We start from the raw sequence: 23,156 nt of genomic DNA, 5'->3' as shown, positions 1-23,156 counted from the left end.
GGCCGGAACGGCTCGATATCTCAGGCGGTCGCCTTGTTTTGCCGGTTGGCGATCAGATCGTCGACGACGGCTGGATCGGCGAGCGTCGAGGTATCGCCGAGAGCACCGAAATCGTCTTCGGCGATCTTGCGCAGGATACGGCGCATGATCTTGCCGGAGCGGGTCTTCGGCAGGCCGGGCGCGAACTGGATCTTGTCCGGCTGCGCGATCGGGCCGATTTCGGCGCGCACGTGTTTCACCAGATCCTGGCGCAGCGCATCCGTACCCTCATGGCCGGCCATCAGCGTCACATAGCAATAGATCCCCTGGCCCTTGATCGCATGCGGATAACCGACGACCGCGGCTTCCGAAACCAGATTGTGCGAGACAAGTGCCGATTCCACCTCGGCGGTGCCGAGCCGGTGGCCGGAGACGTTGAGCACATCGTCGACACGACCGGTGATCCAGTAATAGCCATCGGCATCGCGCCGGCAGCCGTCACCGGTGAAATACTTGCCCTTGTAGGTGGAGAAATAGGTCTGGATGAAGCGATCATGATCGCCATAGACCGTGCGCATCTGGCCGGGCCAGCTATCGGTGATGCAGAGATTGCCGTCGGCAGCGCCTTCCAGCACCTTGCCCTCATTGTCGACCAGCTGCGGTTTGACGCCGAAGAACGGCACCGTCGCCGAGCCGGGTTTCAGATCGGTGGCGCCAGGCAGCGGCGTGATCATGTGGCCGCCGGTTTCCGTCTGCCACCAGGTATCGATGACCGGGCAGCGCTTGTCGCCGACGACATTGTAATACCATTCCCAGGCTTCCGGGTTGATCGGCTCGCCGACGGTGCCAAGCAGGCGCAGCGACGCTCGCGAGGAACGGGTGACGAACTCGTCGCCGGCGCCCATCAACGAACGGATCGCCGTCGGCGCCGTATAGAAGATATTGACCTTGTGCTTGTCGATGACTTCCCAGAAACGGCCTTGGTCCGGAAAATTCGGCACGCCCTCGAACATCAGCGTCGTCGCGCAATTGGCGAGCGGCCCATAGACGATATAGGAGTGGCCAGTGACCCAGCCGACATCGGCCGTGCACCAGTAGACATCGCCGTCATGGTAATCGAAGACGTATTCATGCGTCATCGCCGCATAGACGAGGTAACCGCCCGTCGTGTGCAGCACGCCCTTCGGCTTGCCGGTCGAGCCTGAGGTATAGAGAATGAACAGCGGATCTTCCGCCTTCATCTTCACCGGCGGGCATTCCGCCTTCACCGTCGCGATCTCCTGATGATGCCAGAGATCGCGGCCGGGCGCCCAGCCGGTCTTGCCGCCGGTGCGGCGCACCACCAACACCTTGCTGACATGCACATGCTGGCGGGCCGCGATATGGATCGCCGTATCGGTATTGTCCTTCAGCGGCACCGGCTTGCCGCCGCGCAGACCTTCGTCGCAGGTAATGACGAAGGTGGATTCGCAGTCGACGATGCGTCCGGCCAGCGCCTCGGGCGAGAAGCCGCCGAAGACCACCGAATGCACCGCGCCGATGCGGGCGCAGGCAAGCATCGCATAGGCCGATTCCGGGATCATCGGCATGTAGATTGTGACGCGATCGCCCTTCTTGACACCGTGCTTCTTCAACACGTTCGCCATCCGGCAGACGTGCTCGTAGAGTTCGTTATAGGTGACCTTCTTGTCGATATAAGGATTGTCGCCTTCCCAGATGATCGCCACCTGATCGCCATTGGTCTTCAAATGGCGGTCGATGCAATTGTAGGAGACGTTGGTCTGACCGTCCTCGAACCACTTGATCGAGACCTTGCCGGTAAAGGACGTGTTCTTGACCTTGGTATAGGGCTTGAACCAGTCGATCCGTTTGCCGTGTTTGCCCCAGAATTTGTCGGGGTTCTCGACGCTTTCCTCGTACCATTTCAGGTACTTTTCCTTATCGATCAGGGCGCGCGCCTTCACCGGCTTCGTGACCGGATAGATCTTCTCCGACATGCAACTCCTCCTCATGGGACATGCGACGGGCCAGGTGAGTTTTAGGGCCCGGATTCAAATCACGGCAATTCATAGCAGCTCGGATCGCCACGGCAATTAGACAAAGGTCATTTGATTTCGGAAGAATTGCAATTCTGCGACAGTGCGGTTATATAGCGGCATATTTCCCGGACATTGTGGTGACAATCCACGGACCGCGACCGGCGCGGACGATAGAAGGACTATATCCATGGCTCAAACACTGCTCATGCCGAAGGCGACAGCCATCTGGCTCGTCGACAATACGGCACTGTCTTTCGATCAGATCGCGCAGTTCTGCAAACTGCATCCGCTCGAAGTCAAGGCAATCGCCGATGGCGAAGCGGCGCAGGGTATCAAGGGCCTCGACCCGATCTCGACCGGACAGCTGTCCCGCGACGAGATCGCCCGCGCCGAAGCCAATCCGAACCACAAGCTGAAGCTTTCCGAACCGAAGGTGCGGGTGCCGGAATCCAAGCGCCGCGGCCCGCGTTATACGCCGGTGTCCAAGCGTCAGGACCGCCCGAACGCTATTCTCTGGCTCGTTCGCAACCATCCGGAGCTTAAGGACGCGCAGATTTCCCGCCTCGTCGGCACCACGAAATCGACCATCGAGCAGATCCGCGAGCGCACCCACTGGAACTCCGCCAATCTGGCGCCGATGGATCCGGTAACGCTCGGCCTCTGCAGCCAGATCGATCTCGACATGGAAGTGGAAAAGGCTTCCAAGGGCCGTCCGCTGCCGACCGCCGCCGAGCTCGGCGCGACGCTGCAATCCGCTCAGGAAACCGAGCGCCTGACCCCGAGCTACGAGCGCGAGGAGGAAAAGGAAAAGGAAATCGACGCCGATGCCGTCTTCCGCAAGCTGAGTTCGCTGCGCTCGGCGCCGAAGGACGAAGACGACGATCAGTACTGAGGCATCGACGATCTCATGAAAAACCCCGCCGGTATGAGCTGACCGGCGGGGTTTTTTGTTGCGGATTGCCTGTTTCGAATTAGCTGCGGAACAGGGTGAAGATGTTCTGCGCCGAGCTGTTGGCGATCGAGAGTGACTGGATGGCAAGCTGCTGCTGCGTCTGCAACGATTCACATCGGCAGGGAACCTAGACCGCGCTGGCGCAGCGCCTCGGAAATTTCCTCTAAAACCATTGGATCATCGATGGTTGCAGGCATTTTCCAGGGTATGCCATCAGCGATCTTCTGCATCGTGCCGCGCAGGATTTTGCCGGAGCGGGTCTTCGGCAAACGGTTGACGATGATGGCCATCTTGAAGGCGGCGACAGGTCCGATCGAATCGCGAATCATCCCCACGACCTCTGATTCGATTGCCATCGTGTCGCGGGAAACATTCCGTTTCAGCACCAGGAAACCGCACGGCACCTGGCCCTTCAACGTATCGATCACGCCGATCACCGCGCATTCGGCGACATCGGGATGGCGGGCGCAGACTTCCTCCATCGCCCCGGTCGAGAGCCGATGACCGGCGCAATTGATGATGTCGTCGGTGCGCGACATGATGAAGAGATAGCCATCCTCGTCGATATAACCGGCGTCGGCCGTCTTGTAGTAGCCCGGAAACTCGTCGAGATAGGCCGATCGGAAACGTTCGTCGGCATTCCAGAGGGTCGGCAGGCAACCGGGCGGCAGGGGCAGCTTCACGACGATATTGCCGAGCGTCCGCGCCTCGGTCGAATGGCCGGCATCGTCGAGCACCGCAATGTCATAGCCGGGCATCGGCAGCGCCGGCGAACCATGCTTGACGGGAAGGGCGCCGAGGCCGAGCGGATTGGCTGCGATCGGCCAGCCGGTCTCCGTCTGCCACCAGTGATCGATGACGGGTATGGCGAGCATGCGCTCCGCCCATTTCAGCGTCTCCGGGTCCGCCCTCTCGCCGGCAAGAAACAGCGCCCGTAAATCCGGCATCGCATATAGGCGCAACAGTTCACCGTCACCGTCTTCCCGTCGGATGGCGCGGAATGCCGTTGGCGCGGTGAAGAGAACACGCACCTTATGCTCCGAAACGATGCGCCAGAATGCCCCGGCATCCGGCGTGCCGACCGGTTTTCCCTCGTAGATCACCGTGGTTACGCCCGATATCAGCGGGGCATAGACAATATAGGAATGTCCGACGACCCAGCCGATATCCGAAGCCGTCCAGAAGACCTCTCCCGGCTTCAAGCCATAGATATTCCGCATCGACCAATTGAGCGCGACCAGATGGCCGCCATTGTCGCGCACGACGCCCTTCGGCTGCCCGGTGGTACCCGAGGTATAGAGGATGTAGAGCGGGTCGGTCGCCGTGACCGGAACACAGTCGATCTCGGCGCCGCGATGCCGCGCCACCGCCGCCTCGAAATCCTGGTCGCGACCTCCGGCGAGATCTGCCCGAAGCTCCGGCCGCTGCAGCACCAGACAGCGCTCCGGCTTCGAATGCGCGATCTCGATCGCCTGGTCGACCAGAGGCTTGTAGGCAACGATGCGGCCAGGCTCGAGCCCACAACTCGCGGTGATCACCAGCTTCGCACCGCAATCATCGATACGGGCCGCAAGCTCGCTGGCGGCAAAGCCACCGAAGACGACCGAGTGAACGGCACCGATGCGGGCGCAGGCAAGCATCGAAAACACGGCCTGTGGGACCATCGGCATATAGAGGATGACACGATCGCCTTTACCGATGCCGAGGTCGATCAGTGTCGCGGCGATGGCTTTTACCTCGTCAAGGACTTCGTCGTAGCTGAAACGGCGCTTCTCGCCGGTCATCGCACTGTCGAAGATCACCGCCGTCTCGCCGCCGCGCCCGGCCGCCACATGCCGGTCCAGGCAATTGTGGCAGGTATTGGTTTCGGCCCCTGAGAACCAACGGCCATAGACGCCTTCGTCGGATGAAAATACCTGTTCAGGCGGTTTGAACCAGTCGATATCGTCGGCTGCTTCGCGCCAGAAGGCTTCGGGATCGCGTTTCCAAGCCGCATAGGCCTGATCATAGCCGTTCTGCATCTGCTCCTCCCCAGGACATGCAAGCCTCAATCTAAGCGGGGGAGGGCGGGACGGGAAGCCCGACCAAAGCAGCGTATCGGAACAGGATGAGTTTAGGGCGGGCCGGCCTGCTTTAGCGCACGCCGAAAATCGCCGATCCGACGCGCACGCTGGTGGCGCCGAAGGCGATCGCCGTCTCATAGTCGCCCGACATGCCCATGGACAGTTTTTCGACCCCGCATTTGAGCGCGAGCTTTGCCAGCAAGGCGAAATGCGGCCCAGGATTTTCCTCGGCCGGCGGAATGCACATCAAACCCTCGATGGAAAGACCGAGTTCTTCGCGGCAGAGGGTGACGAAAGCTGGTGTGTCGTCAGGAGCGATACCGGCCTTCTGCGGTTCGAGCCCGGTATTGACCTGGACGTAGAGCCGCGTCGTCTTGCCCTGCCGCTTCATTTCCTCGGCAAGCGCGCGGGCGATCTTTGCCCGGTCCACCGTCTCGATGACATCGAAGAGCGCCACCGCATCCGCCGCCTTGTTCGACTGCAGAGGTCCGATCAGGTGCAGCACGATATCCGGCCGCTCGGCCTTCAGCGCCGGCCATTTGCCCTGGCTTTCCTGCACCCGGTTCTCGCCGAAGACACACTGTCCGGCTTCGATGGCCGGGCCGATCGCCTCCGCCTCGAAGGTCTTCGACACCGCGACGAGCTGAACGGAACCAGCCGGACGACCCGCCTGGCGTTCCCCAGTCGCAATCCGCGACCGCACGTCGTTCAAGCGCTCTTGAAGTTCCATCGTTCTGCCTCGACATACCAGCATGAAAGGATTGGCAATGAACTAACCAGCCAATCTGTGCTTGCCAAGACCCGCTCTCGCGAAATCCCCCAGCCGGGATGAAGATCAGCCGCTTGCAGCGCCTGCAAAACTTGACGCTACGGTGGTTTCATGGTGAAGGTCTCGACCAACCTCCCCTGATTTTCCGGAATTTCGAATACCATGGCCACCGAACGTTATAATCCGCGCGACGCCGAGCCCCGCTGGCAGCAGAAATGGAATGAAGACAAGGTCTTCGAGACCGACAATTCCGATCCGCGCGAAAAATATTACGTCCTCGAAATGTTCCCCTATCCGTCGGGGCGCATCCATATGGGCCATGTCCGCAATTACGCCATGGGCGACGTCGTTGCCCGCTATAAACGCGCCCGCGGCTACAACGTATTGCATCCGATGGGCTGGGACGCCTTCGGCATGCCGGCGGAAAATGCCGCCATGGAGCGCGGCGTGCATCCGGCCTCCTGGACCTACCAGAATATCGGCTCGATGAAGGCGCAGCTGAAGGCCATGGGGCTGTCGCTGGATTGGAGCCGCGAATTCGCCACCTGCGATGTCGAATATTACCAGCATCAGCAGCATCTCTTCCTGGATTTCCTGGAGAAGGGCCTGGTCTACCGCAAGCAGTCGAAGGTCAACTGGGACCCCGTCGACAATACCGTGCTCGCCAACGAGCAGGTGATCGATGGCCGCGGCTGGCGCTCCGGCGCACTGGTCGAACAACGCGAATTGACGCAATGGTTCTTCAAGATCACCGATTTCAGCCAGGACCTGCTGGACGCGCTGGATACGCTCGACCAATGGCCGGAAAAAGTGCGCCTGATGCAGAAGAACTGGATTGGCCGCTCGGAAGGCTTGACGATCCGCTGGGAGATCGTGCCGGAAACGGCACCTGCCGGCGAAAGCGAAGTCACCGTCTATACGACTCGGCCGGACACGCTCTTCGGCGCCTCCTTCCTGGCAATTGCCGCCGATCATCCATTGGCAAAGGATGCCGCCGCTAAGAACGCGGAGATCGAAGCCTTCTGCGAGGAGTGCCGCCGCGCCGGCACGTCGCTCGCCGCCCTCGAGACCGCCGAGAAGAAGGGCATGGATACCGGTATCCGCGTCCGGCATCCGCTTGATCCCTCCTGGGAGCTGCCGGTCTACATCGCCAATTTCGTCCTGATGGATTATGGCACGGGCGCGATCTTCGGCTGCCCCGCGGGCGACCAGCGCGACCTTGATTTTGCTCGGAAATATGGCCTACCGGTCGTGCCTGTCGTCATGCCGAGGGATGGCGATGCGGCAAGCTTTTACGTCGGCGACACCGCCTATGACGGCGAGGGTGTGATGATCAATTCGCGCTTCCTCGACGGCAAGACGACCGAGGAAGCCTTCAATATTGTTGCCGACCGGCTGTCGGCCGCTTCGCTGGGCAATACGCCGCAGGGCGAGCGCAAGGTCAATTTCCGTCTGCGCGACTGGGGCATTTCCCGGCAGCGTTATTGGGGCTGCCCGATCCCGGTCATCCACTGCGATGATTGCGGCGTCGTGCCGGTACCGAAGAAGGACCTGCCGGTCAAGCTGCCCGACGACGTCACCTTCGACCAGCCGGGCAATCCTCTCGACCGTCATCCAACCTGGCGGCACGTCTCCTGCCCGACCTGCGGCAAGGACGCCCGCCGCGAGACGGATACGATGGATACGTTCGTCGATTCGAGCTGGTATTTCACCCGTTTTACCGCGCCCTGGGAGGGAAAACCGACCGATCCTGAGGCGGCTAACCGCTGGCTGCCGGTCGACCAGTATATCGGCGGCATCGAGCACGCGATTCTGCACCTGCTCTATTCCCGCTTCTTCACCCGCGCCATGCGCGAGACCGGCCATGTTGCCGCCACCGAACCCTTCAAGGGTCTCTTCACCCAGGGTATGGTGGTCCATGAAACCTATAGCCGTGACGCCGGCGCCGGCCGCGAGTGGGTGGCACCGGCCGATATCCGCATCGACGAGCTTGACGGCAAACGCCGGGCTTTTCTCCTGACGAGCAACGAAGAAGTCGCGATCGGCTCGATCGAGAAGATGTCGAAATCGAAGAAGAACGTCGTCGACCCCGACGATATCATCGCCTCCTATGGCGCCGATACCGCCCGTTTCTTCGTTCTGTCCGACTCCCCTCCGGAGCGTGATGTCATCTGGTCCGAGGCCGGCGTCGAAGGCGCCCACCGTTTCACCCAACGTCTGTGGCGGTTGATTTCTGAAGCCGCGGAGGCACTCTCGACCGTCGCGCCTGCGCCGGCAACCGAGGGGGAAGCGCTGTCGATTTCGCAGGCCGCTCACAAGACGCTGAAGGCTGTCGAAAACGATTATGACAAGCTCTGGTTCAACAAGGCGGTCGCCCGAATTTATGAACTGGTGAACGCGCTGGCCGCGCCGATGACCAGGGTTGCGACGGGCGAGGGTGATGTCACCTATCGCGCAGCAGTGCGTGATGCCGCCGAGATCCTGATCCAGCTGGTCGCGCCGATGACGCCGCATCTGGCTGAGGAATGCTGGACGGCACTCGGCAATGAAGGGCTGCTTGCCCGAACCGACTGGCCGCGATACGACGAGACGCTCGTCATCGAAAATGATGTCGTCCTGCCCGTACAGATCAACGGCAGGAAACGCGCTGAATTGACAATTTCTCGCGACGCAGATCAGAATGCCGTCACCGACGCCGTGCTGGAGCTGGATGCGGTGAAAAACGCGCTCAACGGACAGGCACCGAAGAAGATCATCGTGGTTCCCCAAAGGATTGTAAACATTGTCGTCTGATATCGCTTACAAGCTGGTCCGCAATGCCGGCATCGCCATGATCCTGGCCTCCACGGCTTTTCTCTCTGCCTGCCAGGTTCGGCCGCTCTACTCGGAAAATTCCGGTCTCACCGAAAAGCTTTCCTCGGTCGGCTTTTCCCCGGCAGGCAGCCGGGTCGAGCAGCAAGTCCGCAATCGCTTGATTTTTATAGCCTCGCGTGGGGCCGGCGAACCTGAAAAGCCGGAATTTCAGGTCGAGATGCATACAACTTCGTCTGTCGCCGATACTCTGCTTCGGGATTCGGCCGATACCTCGCGAGCCGGTCGTGTGACCGTCAGCGTCACCTATACGCTGCGCGCAGCGACCGATAATCACGTCATCAAGGCTGGCAGCCGTGCAACCACGGCGCTGGTGGATTTCCCTGACCAGGAGTTTGCCAAGCAGCGGGCAATCCGTGATGCCCAGAACCGCGCGGCGGATCAGGTGGCGGAATTCGTGGGAGCCGATATCGCCGCTGCGCTCAGCCGCTGAGGGCGGTGATGTGGCAGAGTTAAAATCCCACGAATTCGAGACCTTCCTGCAGAAATCGGTGCGGAACTATCGGATATTCGTCATCTATGGCCCCGACCGCGGCCTCGTCTCTGAGCGTGCTGCTCTGCTTGCCGGCGAGACCGGTGTCGCCCTCGATGATCCCTTCTCGCTGACCAAGCTCGATATCGGCGACCTGCAGAAGGATCCGGGACGGCTGCTCGACGAAGCTCAGTCTATCGGGCTGTTTGGCGGTGAGAAGCTGATCTGGATCCGCGGCGCCGCCAATGAAAAATATCTTGTCGATCCCTTAGCGTTGCTGGCTGAAAAGCCACTTGAAGCCGCCCATCTGATTGTCGAGGCTGGTGACTTGAAGAAGGGCTCCTTGCTGCGCAAGACGGCCGAGGCCGCGCGATCGATCATGACGATCCCGTCTTACGCCGATGACAGCCGTGCCCTGAATGCCCTGATCGACGTTGAACTCGGCGCGGAGAAGCTCGGCATCACCCCGGCTGCGCGCCAGGCGCTGATCGCATTGATCGGCGGTGACCGCATCGCGTCACGCAACGAGGTGCGCAAGCTTGCCCTTTATTGTCGCGGGTTCGATACGGTCGAGGAACATCACGTTACCGAAATAATCGGTGATGCCAGTGCGATCTCCGTTGACGATGCGGTCGACGCTATCCTGAGTGGCGATCTCAACGGTTTTATGCACGCCATGCAGAAGATCAGCAGCTCGAAAACCGCGATCTTTCTCGTGCTCCAGGCATGCCTGAAACAGTTTCAGCTTCTCGATACGATGCGCGCCGAAATGGAAGAAAAGCGCCTGCAGGCGCCCCAGATCATGCAGACCATGGGTCGTCACCTGCATTTCCGCCGCAAGCCGATCATCGAACAGGCGCTACGCCAATGGACAGCGGAAAGCATCGCTCGTGAATCCAATCGTCTGCAGGCCGCGATCTTGCAGAGCCGACGGCGACAGGTTCTGGAGGATAGCGTTGCGATGCAAACGCTTCTCTCCACCACCCTTCAATCCGGGCGTAAATCTGCCTAACGCGCTATCCCGGAATTTCGGGCGGCGTGCATTAGCGTCTCTCAAGCAAACGGCAGACTTCTTCGAGTTGCTCTAGCGACTTATAGGAAATTTTGATCTGGCCGCCGCTGGTCTTGTGATTAATCGCAACATCGAGGCCGAGTGCATCGGAAAGGGTCCGCTCCAAGGCCAGCGTGTCAGAATCCTTCTGATCTCGCCGAGAGACGGCCAGTTGCGGCTCCGATTGCGCCTTGATATTATTCTGCGCCAGCTTTTCCGCGTCGCGCACCGACATGCCCTTGGCAACGATCGTACGGGCTAGACCTGTCGGGTCAGGCGTCGAAACCAGCGCCCGTGCATGCCCAGCCGACAAGCTGCCGGCTGCAAGAAGGTCGCGAACCGGATCGGGCAGCTTCAACAGGCGCAACGAATTTGCCACGTGGCTGCGGCTCTTGCCGATAATCTCGCCAAGGTCGTTCTGCGTATAGCCATACTCAGCAATAAGTTGCTCATAGCCCAACGCCTCTTCGAGAGCATTGAGATCCGCGCGCTGTACGTTTTCGACAATGGCGATCTCTAGCGCCGTCTTGTCATCCACGTCGCGGACAATGACGGGAATGTCAATCAGCCCGGCAAGCTGGGCAGCACGCCAGCGTCGCTCGCCAGCGATGATTTCATAGCGATCGCGGTCCATCGTCCGTACGACAATTGGCTGAACGATGCCGTGTTGACGAATGGAACTGGCAAGATCGTGCAGTTCAGTATCATCGAAGAAACGACGAGGATTGCGGGGGTTACGACTGACGAATTCGATCGGGATCATCCTGTCGGCACTGATCGTCCGGTCAGCTTCAACCGGGACAGGCTGATCCATTTCGCCAATCAGAGCCGCAAGGCCGCGGCCCAATCGCCTTTTCGATACATCGTCATTCATGACCTAAATTACCTCTGAAATGATAATCACGCCGCCAGTCTCTGGCGCTCGCGCTGGATGACCTCCGAGGCAAGTTGCAAATAGGCCTGGCTGCCCGCGCATTTCAGATCATAGAGAATAGCCGGCTTGCCGTAAGAGGGCGCCTCGGAAACCCGCACGTTGCGCGGAATTAACGTGTGGTAAACCTTTTCCCCGAGATGAGTGCGTACATCATTGACCACTTGCTGGGCAAGATTGTTGCGCGCATCGAACATCGTCAAGACGATTCCCTGAATATCCAGGCGTGGGTTAACCGTCCGCCGAACCTGGCTGACAGTCTCAAGCAACTGGCTTAATCCCTCCAAAGCAAAGAATTCGCATTGCAGCGGCACCAACACCGAATGCGCGGCCGCCATGGCATTCATCGTCAGCAGATTGAACGAGGGCGGGCAATCGAGAAGAATATACGAAAACGCCTGTGCCTCGGGCGAAGACAGGGCCTTGCGCAACTTGAACACCCGATCGCTCTGCTGGGAGATCTCCATCTCGACACCGAGAAGATCCATCGTCGAAGGAACGATAGACAGATTGGGAACGGCTGTCTCGAGCGTCACCTCAGTGATTCCGCGCTCGCCGATCATCAGATCATAAGAGGAAAGCTTGCGATCGCGGCGGTCGATCCCGAGGCCGGTGCTGGCATTACCCTGCGGATCGAGATCGATGATCAGGACGCGCTCGCCAATAGCAGCAAGCGCTGTTGCGAGATTGATTGCGGTGGTTGTTTTGCCAACCCCACCCTTCTGATTTGCGATGGTGATAATCCGGTGTCGTTCGCCAGCCATTGCCGCAATATCCGATCTGTTAAACCAAGCGCCGGAGATTCGATATTTCCAATACAACAGATTCATGCTCGACGGCGCTTCTATGTTCTAACAGATCGAATTCCCACCGACCACGTGCTTTGTCGATTTCCCTCAGGTAATCCCGGCCTTTATGAAAAAAACCGCGGCAGTCTTCCTTATCCAACATCCACGGGGCGGAATATCCCATGAGACCGTCGAGGTCGGCAAGCGCCCGAGCTGAAATAGCCCCGCATCCGCCGATCTCAGCATGCGCATCTTCGATTCGAATGCTGTGCACGCTCCCGCGCGCATGTGTCTCGCGCAACGCAGTTCTGAGGAAGGCCGCCTTTTTATGATTGCTCTCGACCAGATGCACCCAACCATCCCGAAGTTCGGCCAGAAAGATCGCCGTGATGACGCCTGGAAAGCCACCTCCGCTCCCGAGGTCGACCCAGGTCGTCGGCTTGGGATGGATCTGAAACACCTGGCTGCTGTCCGCAATGTGCCTGTCCCAGAGGTCGCCGAGCGTCGACGGCGCCACCAGATTGATGGTCTTTGCCCACTTTTGAAAGAGCGCCGCAAAATGTTGCAGCCGTTCCTGTGTTTCACGTGAAACACGCAAACCGTTTAATTCCATTCTAAGACTCTCAAATCTTGTTGTCAGGCGCTATGACGCGAGAAAGGCTGGCGTCGACGTAAGTGCACGAGCAGCAATGCGATTGCCGCGGGGGTCATGCCTTCAACAATTGCAGCCTGGGCAATGTTAAACGGGCGGGCAGCACCAAGCTTCGACTTAAGCTCGTTCGAGAGGCCAGAGAGCGAGGCATAGTCGAAATCGGCCGGTATGTGCCGTTCTTCATCGCGCTGCTGATCGGCAATCGCCGCGGCCTGACGATCCAAATAAACGGAATAGCCCGCTTCGATTTCCAATGCTTCCGCCACCTTAGGCACAATCGTACCGAACTTCTCGGGCCAAACATTTCGAAGGGCATCGAAATCATAATTCGGATAAGAGAGCAGGTCATAGGCGCTTCGCCGCTGACCGTCGAGATTGATGTTCAAACCTGCGTGTCGCGCCTCGGTCGGTGTAACCGTCAGCGACTGTAACAGCGCCCGACCTGTATCGATGTCGGTTTGATAACGGGTGAATCGCTGCCTTCGTTCGCTGCTCACGCATCCAAGCTGCATCGCCAGAGGTGTCAAGCGCACATCGGCATTGTCAGCCCGCAAAGTCAGCCGATATTCGGCGCGCGATGTGAACATTCGGTACGGTTCCGTAATGCCACGAGAGGTGAGGTCATCGATCATCACCCCGATATAGGAATTTGTGCGGCTAAAATGAAACGGATCCGAATCGCTGCTTCGCAGTGCAGCATTTAACCCGGCGGCCAAACCTTGTGCGGCCGCCTCTTCATAGCCGGTAGTGCCATTGATTTGACCGGCGAGAAATAGGCCTCTCAGCCGCTTGACCTCGAGCGACGGCGTCAACTCCCTTGGATCGACATGATCGTATTCGATCGCATAACCGGGTTGAATGATTCTCGCTGTTTCCAAGCCGGGGATTGTCTTGATGAATGCAGCCTGTACTTCAGCTGGCAGGGATGTCGAGATGCCATTTGGATAGACGGTATCGTCGTCCAAACCTTCGGGCTCAAGGAAGACCTGGTGTCCATCCCGCTCTCCGAATTTGACCAACTTGTCCTCGATGGAAGGACAATAGCGAGGCCCGACGCCTTCGATCTGGCCGGAATACATTGCCGATCGCATGATGTTATCGACAATGATCCGGTGTGTCGCTTCAGTGGTTCTGGTCACCCCGCATTCGACCTGCTCGGTGGTGATCGCGTCGGTCATCAAGGAGAAGGGAACCAGCTCCTCGTCAGCACCTTGTCGACCGACAGCTTGCCAGTCGATGGTCTTTCCGTCCAGCCGCGCCGGTGTGCCCGTCTTCAACCGTCCCAACCGCAATCCAAGCCTGGCCAATGTCGCCGATAGCCCGATCGACGGCGCTTCCCCGACACGACCAGCCGGCGTCTTCTCCAAACCAATATGAATAAGGCCGCGAAGAAAAGTGCCGGTTGTCAGAACGACCGCCGGTGACCTCAAGGTCCGACCGTCCTTCATGATGACGCCGGTAACCCGCCCATCGGTCACATCCAGATCGAACGCGTCGCCCTCGACGATCTCCAGACCGGGTGTCGCTTCGATCGCCGCCAGCATGGCCAGACGATAGAGTTTTCGATCGGCTTGCGTCCGCGGTCCCCGGACAGCTGCGCCCTTTTTCTTGTTCAGTATCCGGAACTGAATGCCGGCGGCATCGGCGACACGCCCCATCAGGCCATCCATGGCGTCGATCTCGCGAACCAGATGGCCCTTGCCCAGCCCACCGATCGCCGGATTACATGACATGATACCGATCGTGTCGCGTTTATGCGTCACCAAGGCGGTTCTTGCGCCGAGGCGCGCAGCTGCATTGGCAGCCTCTGACCCCGCGTGGCCGCCGCCGATGACAATCACGTCGTAGACATTGTCAGTCATATATCAACTCCATACCCGGCAGGCGCTTCACGTGAAACCGCGCATATATGCCTCAGCGTTTCACGTGAATCATTTGCCGATACAAAACTCCGAGAAGATCACCCCGAGCAACTGTTCGACATCCACTCTGCCGGTAATTCTGCCAAGAAACTCGGCGGCAATTCGAAGCTGCTCGGTACGTAGCTCAAGACTCACGTTTGTTTCCGAAATCGCTGCCTCTACCGCCGACAAACATTTCGCCAGCGAATCCTTATGCCGTTGGCGGCTGGGGATCGCCATGGACAGACCGCCAAAACGCTCGGCAACAATGTTGCCAATCAACCGCCGCAATTCCGGCAAGCCATCGCCTGTCGCCGTCGAGATCTGCAGATCGTAATGATCCGAGGTATCAATAAGATCCTTCTTCGTGCCGACCGTAACATGCGAAGACGCCGGGTCCAAGTCATCAGGGACGACGGGGTTGACCATGTCGACGAGCAACAGAACGAGGTCAGCGTCGCGCAGTGCAAGGCGGGCGCGGCGCACGCCTTCTATTTCAACCCTGTCATCCGCCTCTCGCAGGCCCGCAGTGTCGTAGAGCTTTATCAGGTAGCCGCCAATGTCGAGATCGACCTGCAAGACATCGCGCGTAGTTCCGGCCATCTCCGTCACGATCGCCACGTCGCGGCGCGCCAGAGCGTTCAGCAGGCTGGATTTTCCCGCATTCGGGGCGCCGGCAATGACGACCTTGAAGCCATCCCTGATAACCTCGCCGGCCGAAGTCGCTGCCAGGTGATGTTCAATATCGCGCCGAAGCGTCTCCATATCGGTCCAGACCATATCGGACACCGAACCGGGAACGTCGTCCTCGTCGGGAAAATCAAGTTCCGCTTCGACCAACGCCCTGGCACGGGTTAATCGTTCCGCCCACGAATCGTAAATAGCCGAAAGCCCGCCGGCGCTCTGTTCGATCGCAAGGCGTCGCTGCATCTCGGTTTCGGCGCCGATCAGATCGGCAAGCCCTTCGACCTCGACCAGATCAAGTTTGCCATTTTCAAAAGCCCGGCGCGAGAATTCACCTTCGACCGCCATGCGAACACCTGGAACATCGGCAAAGGCGTGAAATAGCGCCGCCAGCACGGCCTTGCTGCCATGGATCTGCAACTCGGCAACGTCCTCGCCGGTGAACGAGTGCGGGCCAGGAAAAAACAGCACCAGGCCATTGTCGATCGGCTGTTTGTTACGAATCCGAATCGTTCGGTAGGTCGCATATCGGCCTGCCGGAACCGATCCGACAAGCTCGGTCAACAGATCCCTAGTCGACGGGCCGCTGATGCGAACGATCGAAACGCCCGACGGTGGGGCACCGCTCGAGAGCGCATATATCGTATCGTTCGCCATGGCCTTGTCGCTGTTCCGTCGGTTGGAATCTGAATCGATCCTCTCAAATAGAAAAAGCTGGCGACATCATGACAATGCCTCCAGCTCTCATGAACGCATGTCATCCGGAAGCGTGTGCCGGTTCCAGGATAACGCCATGCATCTAAGGCGCATCAATCGGACGCGCTCTAGATGAATCCGGCTAAGGACTACGTATTCATCGAGTCGAAGAAGTCGGAATTGGTCTTCGTCTGCTTGAGTTTGTCGATCAGGAATTCGATTGCATCTGTCGTGCCCATCGGCGCGAGAATGCGGCGGAGCACGAAGATCTTCTGCAGATCCTGACGTGGAACAAGCAGGTCTTCCTTACGCGTGCCGGACTTCAGGATGTCCATCGCCGGGAAGATGCGCTTGTCGGCGACCTTGCGATCGAGGACGATTTCGGAGTTGCCGGTACCCTTGAATTCTTCGAAGATCACTTCGTCCATGCGGCTGCCGGTATCGATCAGCGCCGTTGCGATAATCGTCAGCGAACCGCCTTCCTCGATGTTACGCGCCGCGCCGAAGAAGCGCTTCGGCCGCTGGAGTGCGTTGGCGTCCACACCGCCGGTCAGCACCTTGCCTGAGGAGGGAACGACGGTGTTGTAGGCACGGCCCAGACGGGTGATCGAGTCGAGCAGGATGACAACGTCGCGTCCATGTTCGACAAGGCGCTTGGCTTTCTCGATGACCATCTCGGCCACCTGGACGTGACGCACAGCCGGTTCGTCGAAGGTCGAGGAGATGACCTCGCCGCGGACGGAGCGCTGCATGTCGGTCACTTCTTCGGGGCGTTCATCGATCAGCAGAACGATGAGATAGCATTCCGGATGGTTTGCGGTAATCGAATGGGCGATGTTCTGCAGCAGCACGGTCTTACCGGTGCGCGGCGGTGCGACGATCAATCCGCGCTGACCCTTGCCGAGCGGCGCCACCAGGTCGATCACACGCGGCGACAGATCTTTCGTGGTGGGGATATCGAGTTCCATCTTGAAGCGCTCGTTCGGATAGAGCGGCGTCAGATTGTCGAAATGAACCTTGTGACGGATTTTTTCGGGATCATCGAAATTGATGGTGTTGACCTTGAGCAGCGCGAAATAGCGCTCGCCTTCCTTCGGCCCGCGGATCGGGCCTTCGACCGTATCGCCCGTTTTCAGCGAGAAACGGCGGATCTGTGACGGAGAGATATAAATATCGTCCGGACCCGGCAGGTAGTTTGCATTAGGGGAACGCAGGAAGCCGAAACCATCCTGCAGCACTTCGACGACGCCTTCACCAATGATTTCGACATCCTGGCTAGCAAGCATTTTGAGGATGGCAAACATCAATTCCTGTTTGCGCATCGTGCTGGCATTCTCGACCTCGAGCGATTCGGCGAAAGCCAGAAGATCCGTCGGGGATTTGCTCTTGAGTTCCTGAAGCTTCATTTCAGCCATGAAGTGACCAATACTCTTTTCAATTTCGAAGGGGGAAGGCGATGTTGGGTCGTATTCGGTACTGCGAAGGGCTCGCAAACGACTGAACTCTACACACATGCCACGTAGATGAGATGCGCGGAAAATAGCGACTCGCAATCGCCGCCGCAAGAGGGCTGCTTAAAATGAAGCAAATTTAACCGGGAGGCGAGTTTGCCTCAGAACGGCTTCACCACGACGAGAATCACAATTGCGATCATCAGCAGTGTCGGTGCCTCGTTCATGAACCGCCAATAGCGTGCGGAGCGGCGGTTCTCGTCCCGTTCGAAGGCTCTGACGGCGCGGCTGAAGAACATATGAACACCGGTCAGCAGCACGACGAGACCGATCTTGGCATGCAGCCAGCCGCCCTGGAATCCATAGACAGACCAGGCGAGATAGAGGCCGAAAATCCAGGTCAACATCATCGCCGGCGTCATGATGATTCGAAGCAGCCGGCGTTCCATCACCTTGAAGGTTTCCGATTGCACCGAACCCGGTTCGGCATCGGTGTGATAGATGAACAGCCGCGGCATGTAGAACAACCCGGCCATCCAGGAAATCACCGCGATGATATGCAGCGCCTTGATCCAGAGATAGAGATTATCCGGGTTCCAGGCAAAAAGTCCGACCGCCATCAGCGCGAAGAAGGCCAGCGCAAAATGCGCACGCCGGCGGGCGTAGCTGCCGGCCCTGCGATCGGTCTGCTTTTCCATCATCACTTCCCGCCTCGCATCCAGCCGCCCCGAACGCGATCGACCAGCCGGCGCACATGCTCGGGGTCGGCCTGCGGTGTGATGCCATGACCGAGATTGAAGATCAGCGGCCCGTGGCCGAGGTGTTGCAGAATATCGTCGATACCGTCTTCCAGAGCCCGGCCGCCGGCAACGACGCGCATTGGATCGAGGTTGCCCTGAACCGGTCCGTCCTTTTGAAGTTCGACGGCAAAGGCCAACGGCACCGACCAGTCGAGACCGATCGCATCCGCGCCCGTTTTCTGCCGATATGTCTTCAGCTGGTAGCCGGCACCTTTGGCAAAGGCGATGATGCGGGCGTGCGGTCGCTGGGATTTGACCGAAGCGATCATTCGCGCAACCGGCCTGATCGCGAAGGCCTCGAACTCTCTCTCGCCGAGAACGCCAGCCCAGGAATCGAAGATCTGCACAGCGTCGGCGCCGGCATCGATCTGAGCGACGAGATAATCGGCCGAGACGTCGGCAAGCAGCATCAGCAGATGTTCGAAGGCGCGGGGATGCCTGTAGGCGAAGAGACGGGCAGGGGCCTGATCCGGCGTGCCGTGTCCAGCAATCATATAGGTCGCAACCGTCCAGGGCGCGCCACAGAAGCCGAGCAGGGTGGTTTCGGCTGGCAACCCCTCTCGCAGCCGTCGCACCGTCTCCAGAACCGGGCTGAGATAATCGACAACCGCTTCCCCATTCAACCTGCCGATACCGTCTTCATCGATCGGATCCATCTCCGGGCCACGGCCCTCCGTGAACCGCACATTCCGCTTCATTGCATCGGGGATGACGAGGATATCGGAAAACAGGATGGCCGCATCAAAGCCATAGCGGCGTATCGGCTGTAATGTCACTTCGACGGCGTAATCGGGCGTATAGCAAAGATCGAGAAAACTTCCTGCCTTTGCCCGCGTCTCCCGATATTCCGGGAGATAACGTCCCGCCTGCCTCATCAGCCAGAGGGGAGGAGGGGAGAGGCTTTCGCCCTCGAGAACCCTCATGATCTTTCGGCGCGTGTCGTTCAAGCGCTTCTTCCCTATAAAAAATCAAAGATATTTTAAAAGGTTTCTATTTCTTAGAGTCGGTGTCTATCAAGGATTAAAATCCATCCACCGCCGATGCCATTTGTCGCGCGCGGGCAAAAAACATCGGAAGGATTTTGTCATTTGGCCAAAAGTCCGGGGAGAAGCTGAATCTGAAAATGATTTCAGATCCTTGCGGACGGACGATTTCCCGATGCTTGTGGATAAACTGTGGACCTGTTCTCGACAAATCCAGCTGTTCCCCGTTTTCCACAAACCCGGCAGAAACCGATCCGCAAAATTCGAAATGTGGATAAGCAGCCATGTTTTCCCTTGCCCGACACTGCCTCGCCGCCTTAGCTCTGTTTCATCCAGTCTTTTCAACAGGCAGCGGAAAATAACGTGGAGAACAGAACGAACTTCTTTCATCTGCATCTGATTTCTGACTCAACGGGAGAGACTCTGATCTCCGCCGGCCGCGCCGCATCGGCACAGTTCCGATCCGCCCAGCCGATCGAACATGTCTATCCGCTGATCCGTAATCGCAAGCAGCTGCTGCCGGTTCTGCAGGCGATCGACGATGCACCGGGCATCGTGCTCTATACGATCGTAGACCGGGAGCTTGCGAGCCTGATCGATGAGCGCTGCGTCGAGATGGGCGTTGCCTCGGTGAATGTGCTGGAGCCGGTCATGAATGCGTTCCAGATCTATCTCGGTGCCCCATCAAGCCGTCGGGTCGGAGCCCAGCATGTGATGAATGCCGGCTACTTCGCGCGTATCGAAGCGTTGAATTTCACCATGGATCATGATGACGGTCAGATGCCGGATGATTATAACGATGCCGATGTCGTCATCATCGGCATCAGCCGCACCTCGAAAACACCGACCAGTATTTACCTCGCCAACCGCGGCATCAAGACGGCGAACATTCCGATCGTCTATGGTGTGCCGTTGCCAGAGAGCCTGTTCATCGCCACCAAACCGCTGATCGTCTGCCTGATCGCCACCACCGACCGTATTTCCCAGGTGCGGGAAAATCGCATACTCGGCGCCACGCATGGCTTCGATCGCGAACACTATACCGATCGCGCTTCGATTTCCGAGGAGCTGAAATATGCCCGCTCGCTCTGCGCTCGCCATAACTGGCCGTTGATCGACGTCACTCGCCGCTCAATCGAGGAAACCGCCGCGGCCATCGTTGCCCTGCGCCCAAAGCTGCGCTAAGCGCTGACCGGCAGCCGGCACTCCGAGGAACCCATGACGCAGAAACTCATCCTTGCATCGTCAAGCCCCTTTCGGCGGATGCTGATGGAAAATGCCGGTCTATCCTTCGAGGCGCATGCCGCAAGCATCGATGAACGGGCAGTCGAAGCGCCGTTGGAAGAAGCCGGCGCCAAGCCGGATGCGGTGGCCCTCGTCCTGGCCAAGGCCAAGGCCGAGGATGTCAGCAGCCGTTTTCCGGATAGACTGATCATCGGCTCGGATCAGACAATGTCGCTCGGCGACCGCGTCTTCCACAAGCCGCTTGATATGGTCGACGCCGCCAACCACCTTCAGGCCCTGTCCGGCCTAACCCACCGGTTGAACAGTGCTGTCGCGATCGTCAGCAACGGCGCGGTCCTATGGCAACATCTCGCCCATGCGGAGCTGACGATGCGGCCCTTGGCGGCGGATTTCATCGCCAGACATCTGGCGCGGGTCGGCGAACGGGCGCTTTCCAGCGTCGGCGCCTATCAGTTGGAGGGGGAGGGCATTCAGCTGTTCGAGAAGATCGAGGGGGATTATTTCACCATTCTCGGCCTGCCGATGCTGCCGCTTCTGGAAAAATTGCGAGACCTCGGAGCGATCGATGGGTGATTCACGTGAAACATTCGGGCCGAAAGCGTTTGTCACGGGCTTTCCCATCAAGCATTCGCGCTCGCCGTTGATCCACGGATATTGGCTAAAGACGCTCGGCCTGCCAGGCAGCTACTGCGCGCATGAAGTAGCCCCCGAGGCCTTTGCCGATTTCATCCGTTCGCTGAAGGATGGCAGTTCCGGCTTTGCCGGAGGCAATGTCACCATTCCCCACAAGGAACTGGCATTCCGGCTTGCCGATAAACCCGACGCGCTGTCGCGTGAGCTCGGCGCCGCAAACACGCTCTGGCTGGAGGATGGCGCCCTGCACGCGACGAACACCGATGGTCGCGGCTTTATCGCCAATCTCGACGAACGCCATCCGGGCTGGGACCGGCATGAGACGGCGGTCGTCTTTGGCGCCGGCGGCGCCAGCCGGGCGATCATCCAGGCGGTCCGTGACCGCGGTTTCAGAGAGATCCACGTCGTCAACCGCACCGTCGAACGGGCGCGTGAACTGGCAGATCGTTTTGGCCCGAAGGTTTATGCCCACCCGGCCGCAGCACTTGCCGAAGTCATGAAGGGTGCCGGCCTCTTCATCAACACCACCTCGCTCGGCATGGACGGCGAGCCGGCGCCACAACTCGACTTCACGCCGCTTTCAGCCGATGCCGTCGTGACCGACATCGTCTATGTCCCTTTGAAAACACCGATCCTGGCACAGGCGGAAGAGCAGGGATTTTCCATCGTCGATGGTCTCGGCATGCTGCTGCATCAGGCCGTGCCCGGCTTCGAGAAATGGTTCGGCCGGCGTCCCGTCGTCGACGCGGCACTGCGTGCACTCATCATCGCCGATATGGAAGCTCACTGATGCTGACGATTGGTCTTACCGGCTCCATCGCCATGGGAAAATCGACGGCGGCAAAGCTCTTCGCCGAGGCGGGAATCCCGTTGAACGATTCTGATGCGGTGGTCCACGATCTCTATACCGGCGAGGCCGCACCGCTGGTGGATGCTGCTTTTCCTGGAACGATGAAGGATGGAGCGGTCGACCGACATGAACTCGGCCGCCAGCTTGCTCTCGATCCGGATGGCTTCAAGCGCTTGGAAGCGATCGTCCATCCGCTGGTTCGCAAGCGTGAGGCGGAATTTCTGGCGCGGCAGCGCGCTGCCGGCGCGGAGATGGTATTGCTCGATATTCCTTTGCTCTTCGAAACCGGCGCTGAGCAAAGAGTGGATGTCATCGTCGTCGTCAGCGCCGATCCACAGATTCAACGCGAGAGGGTGCTTGCGCGGGAAGGCATGACCGAGGAAAAATTCGAGATGATTCTCTCACGCCAGACGCCGGACACGGAAAAACGCCACCGGGCGGATTATCTGATCGACAGCAGCCAGAGGATCGCGGTCACGAAAAAACGGGTGCTCGATATCGTCGCCGACCTGAAAACGCGGATTGCCAAGGGAGATTTCCGGAATGCGTGAGATCATCTTCGATACGGAAACCACCGGTCTCGACAACCGCGCCGACCGTATCATCGAAATCGGTGGCATCGAGCTCTTCAACCATTTTCCGACCGGCAACGTGATCCATATCTTCATCAATCCCGGCGATCAGAAGGTTCACCCGGATGCGCTCGCCGTGCACGGCATCACCGATGAATTCCTGAAGGACAAGAAGCCTTTCGCTGAGGTCGCCGAAGAAATCCTTACCTTCTTCGGCGATGCGAAGTGGATTGCCCACAACGCCACCTTCGATATGGGTTTCATCAATGCCGAATTGGCGCGGATCGGTTTGCCGCCGATCCTGCCGGAGCGGGTCGTCGATACGCTGTCGATGGCCCGGCGCAAGAATCCGATGGGGCCGAATTCGCTGGACGCGCTCTGCCGGCGCTACGGCATCGATAATTCGCACCGCACCAAACACGGCGCGCTGCTCGACTCCGAACTGCTCGCCGAAGTCTATATCGAGATGATCGGCGGCAGGCAGGCAGCTTTCGGCCTGAGCATGAGCGCTACATCTGGTCAGAACGGCCGCGGCGATGGGGCGGAGGAAGACGGTGTGGTGATTGCCGGAGTGCTTGAGCGGCCCCGCCCGCTTGGCCCCCGCCTGAGCCCATCCGAGGCGCAGGCGCATGAGGCGCTTGTCGCCAAGCTTGGTGAAAAAGGCATCTGGGCGAAATACGCCAGCCTCAATTAAACCGGCCTCAATTAAACCGGCCTCAATTGAACCAGCCTCAATTGAAAATGCCCGGGACCAGCCCGGGCATCGACATTTCC

At 59.1% G+C, this 23,156-nt stretch carries 21 protein-coding genes and 1 pseudogene; 9 read left to right on the top strand and 13 right to left on the bottom strand.

Features of this window, described 5'->3' with window-relative positions; genetic code table 11:
• Positions 1–20: 20 nt before the first annotated feature.
• Positions 21–1,976 carry an acetate--CoA ligase gene (acs, locus tag HJB89_RS13460; RefSeq protein ID WP_221150055.1) on the bottom strand — a complete coding sequence of 652 codons (1,956 nt, stop codon included), beginning with the start codon at positions 1,974–1,976 and terminating at the stop codon, positions 21–23.
• A 229-nt stretch (positions 1,977–2,205) separates the two neighbouring features.
• On the opposite strand from acs, the gene HJB89_RS13455 reads away from it, so the two are divergent.
• On the top strand, positions 2,206–2,910 hold the full coding sequence (locus HJB89_RS13455; protein WP_007632151.1) for a DUF1013 domain-containing protein: 705 nt from the start codon (positions 2,206–2,208) through the stop codon (positions 2,908–2,910).
• A 79-nt stretch (positions 2,911–2,989) separates the two neighbouring features.
• Here HJB89_RS13455 and HJB89_RS13450 read toward each other — a convergent pair.
• The 3 genes and pseudogenes from HJB89_RS13450 to HJB89_RS13440 form a co-directional block, all read right to left on the bottom strand.
• A pseudogene (locus HJB89_RS13450) lies at positions 2,990–3,088 on the bottom strand (flagellin); the annotation flags it as partial.
• Positions 3,081–4,991, bottom strand: coding sequence for a propionyl-CoA synthetase (locus HJB89_RS13445; RefSeq protein ID WP_221150054.1), 1,911 nt, complete (start codon positions 4,989–4,991; stop codon positions 3,081–3,083). The pseudogene HJB89_RS13450 and the gene HJB89_RS13445, both read right to left, overlap by 8 nt.
• A 112-nt stretch (positions 4,992–5,103) precedes the next feature.
• A complete protein-coding gene (locus tag HJB89_RS13440; RefSeq protein WP_221150053.1) occupies positions 5,104–5,763 on the bottom strand; it encodes a YggS family pyridoxal phosphate-dependent enzyme in 660 nt (219 codons plus the stop codon).
• A gap of 201 nt (positions 5,764–5,964) precedes the next feature.
• Here HJB89_RS13440 and leuS point away from each other — a divergent pair, with 201 nt between their 5' ends.
• Genes leuS through holA form a run of 3 tightly spaced genes read left to right on the top strand, consistent with a single transcriptional unit; the run spans position 5,965 to position 10,157 of the window.
• Positions 5,965–8,595, top strand: coding sequence for a leucine--tRNA ligase (leuS, locus tag HJB89_RS13435; protein WP_221150051.1), 2,631 nt, complete (start codon positions 5,965–5,967; stop codon positions 8,593–8,595).
• Positions 8,585–9,106: an LPS assembly lipoprotein LptE gene (gene lptE / locus HJB89_RS13430; protein ID WP_207582307.1), complete on the top strand. Its 522-nt coding sequence runs from the start codon at positions 8,585–8,587 to the stop codon at positions 9,104–9,106. The genes leuS and lptE overlap by 11 nt, the downstream gene beginning before the upstream one ends.
• 10 nt (positions 9,107–9,116) lie before the next feature.
• Positions 9,117–10,157, top strand: a complete 1,041-nt coding sequence (gene holA / locus HJB89_RS13425) for a DNA polymerase III subunit delta (protein ID WP_221150050.1) — start codon at positions 9,117–9,119, stop codon at positions 10,155–10,157.
• A gap of 31 nt (positions 10,158–10,188) precedes the next feature.
• Here the strand turns inward: holA and HJB89_RS13420 are convergent, their stop codons facing one another.
• The 9 genes from HJB89_RS13420 to HJB89_RS13380 form a co-directional block, all read right to left on the bottom strand.
• Positions 10,189–11,070, bottom strand: coding sequence for a ParB/RepB/Spo0J family partition protein (locus HJB89_RS13420; protein ID WP_207582309.1), 882 nt, complete (start codon positions 11,068–11,070; stop codon positions 10,189–10,191).
• A gap of 26 nt (positions 11,071–11,096) precedes the next feature.
• Complete coding sequence (locus tag HJB89_RS13415) at positions 11,097–11,891, bottom strand: ParA family protein (protein ID WP_207584403.1); 795 nt, start codon at positions 11,889–11,891, stop codon at positions 11,097–11,099.
• Between the two features lie 19 nt (positions 11,892–11,910).
• Positions 11,911–12,528 carry a 16S rRNA (guanine(527)-N(7))-methyltransferase RsmG gene (locus HJB89_RS13410; protein WP_207582310.1) on the bottom strand — a complete coding sequence of 206 codons (618 nt, stop codon included), beginning with the start codon at positions 12,526–12,528 and terminating at the stop codon, positions 11,911–11,913.
• A 23-nt stretch (positions 12,529–12,551) separates the two neighbouring features.
• Positions 12,552–14,429, bottom strand: a complete 1,878-nt coding sequence (gene mnmG / locus HJB89_RS13405) for a tRNA uridine-5-carboxymethylaminomethyl(34) synthesis enzyme MnmG (RefSeq protein WP_221150049.1) — start codon at positions 14,427–14,429, stop codon at positions 12,552–12,554.
• 69 nt (positions 14,430–14,498) lie between these two features.
• A complete protein-coding gene (gene mnmE / locus HJB89_RS13400) occupies positions 14,499–15,809 on the bottom strand; it encodes a tRNA uridine-5-carboxymethylaminomethyl(34) synthesis GTPase MnmE (RefSeq protein WP_221150048.1) in 1,311 nt (436 codons plus the stop codon).
• Positions 15,810–15,997: 188 nt separating this feature from the next.
• Positions 15,998–17,263 (bottom strand): transcription termination factor Rho, encoded by a 1,266-nt coding sequence (gene rho, locus HJB89_RS13395; RefSeq protein ID WP_207582313.1) that lies wholly within the window; start codon positions 17,261–17,263, stop codon positions 15,998–16,000.
• 197 nt (positions 17,264–17,460) lie between these two features.
• A complete protein-coding gene (gene hemJ, locus HJB89_RS13390) occupies positions 17,461–17,997 on the bottom strand; it encodes a protoporphyrinogen oxidase HemJ (protein ID WP_207582314.1) in 537 nt (178 codons plus the stop codon).
• Positions 17,998–17,999: 2 nt separating this feature from the next.
• The gene (gene hemE, locus HJB89_RS13385) at positions 18,000–19,046 is read right to left on the bottom strand and encodes a uroporphyrinogen decarboxylase (RefSeq protein WP_221150047.1); all 1,047 of its coding nucleotides are present in this window, start codon (positions 19,044–19,046) and stop codon (positions 18,000–18,002) included.
• A gap of 73 nt (positions 19,047–19,119) precedes the next feature.
• The gene (locus HJB89_RS13380) at positions 19,120–19,368 is read right to left on the bottom strand and encodes a hypothetical protein (protein ID WP_221150046.1); all 249 of its coding nucleotides are present in this window, start codon (positions 19,366–19,368) and stop codon (positions 19,120–19,122) included.
• A gap of 77 nt (positions 19,369–19,445) precedes the next feature.
• Here HJB89_RS13380 and HJB89_RS13375 point away from each other — a divergent pair, with 77 nt between their 5' ends.
• Genes HJB89_RS13375 through dnaQ form a run of 5 tightly spaced genes read left to right on the top strand, consistent with a single transcriptional unit; the run spans position 19,446 to position 23,076 of the window.
• Complete coding sequence (locus tag HJB89_RS13375; RefSeq protein WP_207582316.1) at positions 19,446–20,267, top strand: pyruvate, water dikinase regulatory protein; 822 nt, start codon at positions 19,446–19,448, stop codon at positions 20,265–20,267.
• A gap of 33 nt (positions 20,268–20,300) precedes the next feature.
• Positions 20,301–20,900 carry a Maf-like protein gene (locus tag HJB89_RS13370; RefSeq protein ID WP_207582317.1) on the top strand — a complete coding sequence of 200 codons (600 nt, stop codon included), beginning with the start codon at positions 20,301–20,303 and terminating at the stop codon, positions 20,898–20,900.
• Positions 20,893–21,750: a shikimate dehydrogenase gene (locus HJB89_RS13365; RefSeq protein WP_221141371.1), complete on the top strand. Its 858-nt coding sequence runs from the start codon at positions 20,893–20,895 to the stop codon at positions 21,748–21,750. The genes HJB89_RS13370 and HJB89_RS13365 overlap by 8 nt, the downstream gene beginning before the upstream one ends.
• Positions 21,750–22,361 carry a dephospho-CoA kinase gene (coaE, locus tag HJB89_RS13360; protein ID WP_207582319.1) on the top strand — a complete coding sequence of 204 codons (612 nt, stop codon included), beginning with the start codon at positions 21,750–21,752 and terminating at the stop codon, positions 22,359–22,361. The genes HJB89_RS13365 and coaE overlap by 1 nt, the downstream gene beginning before the upstream one ends.
• Positions 22,354–23,076: a DNA polymerase III subunit epsilon gene (gene dnaQ, locus HJB89_RS13355; protein WP_221131586.1), complete on the top strand. Its 723-nt coding sequence runs from the start codon at positions 22,354–22,356 to the stop codon at positions 23,074–23,076. The genes coaE and dnaQ overlap by 8 nt, the downstream gene beginning before the upstream one ends.
• Positions 23,077–23,156 lie beyond the last annotated feature (80 nt).

The organism is Rhizobium sp. NZLR8, from assembly GCF_019685025.1.
GTDB lineage: Bacteria > Pseudomonadota > Alphaproteobacteria > Rhizobiales > Rhizobiaceae > Rhizobium.
This window is presented reverse-complemented; position numbering and strand designations above follow the sequence as displayed.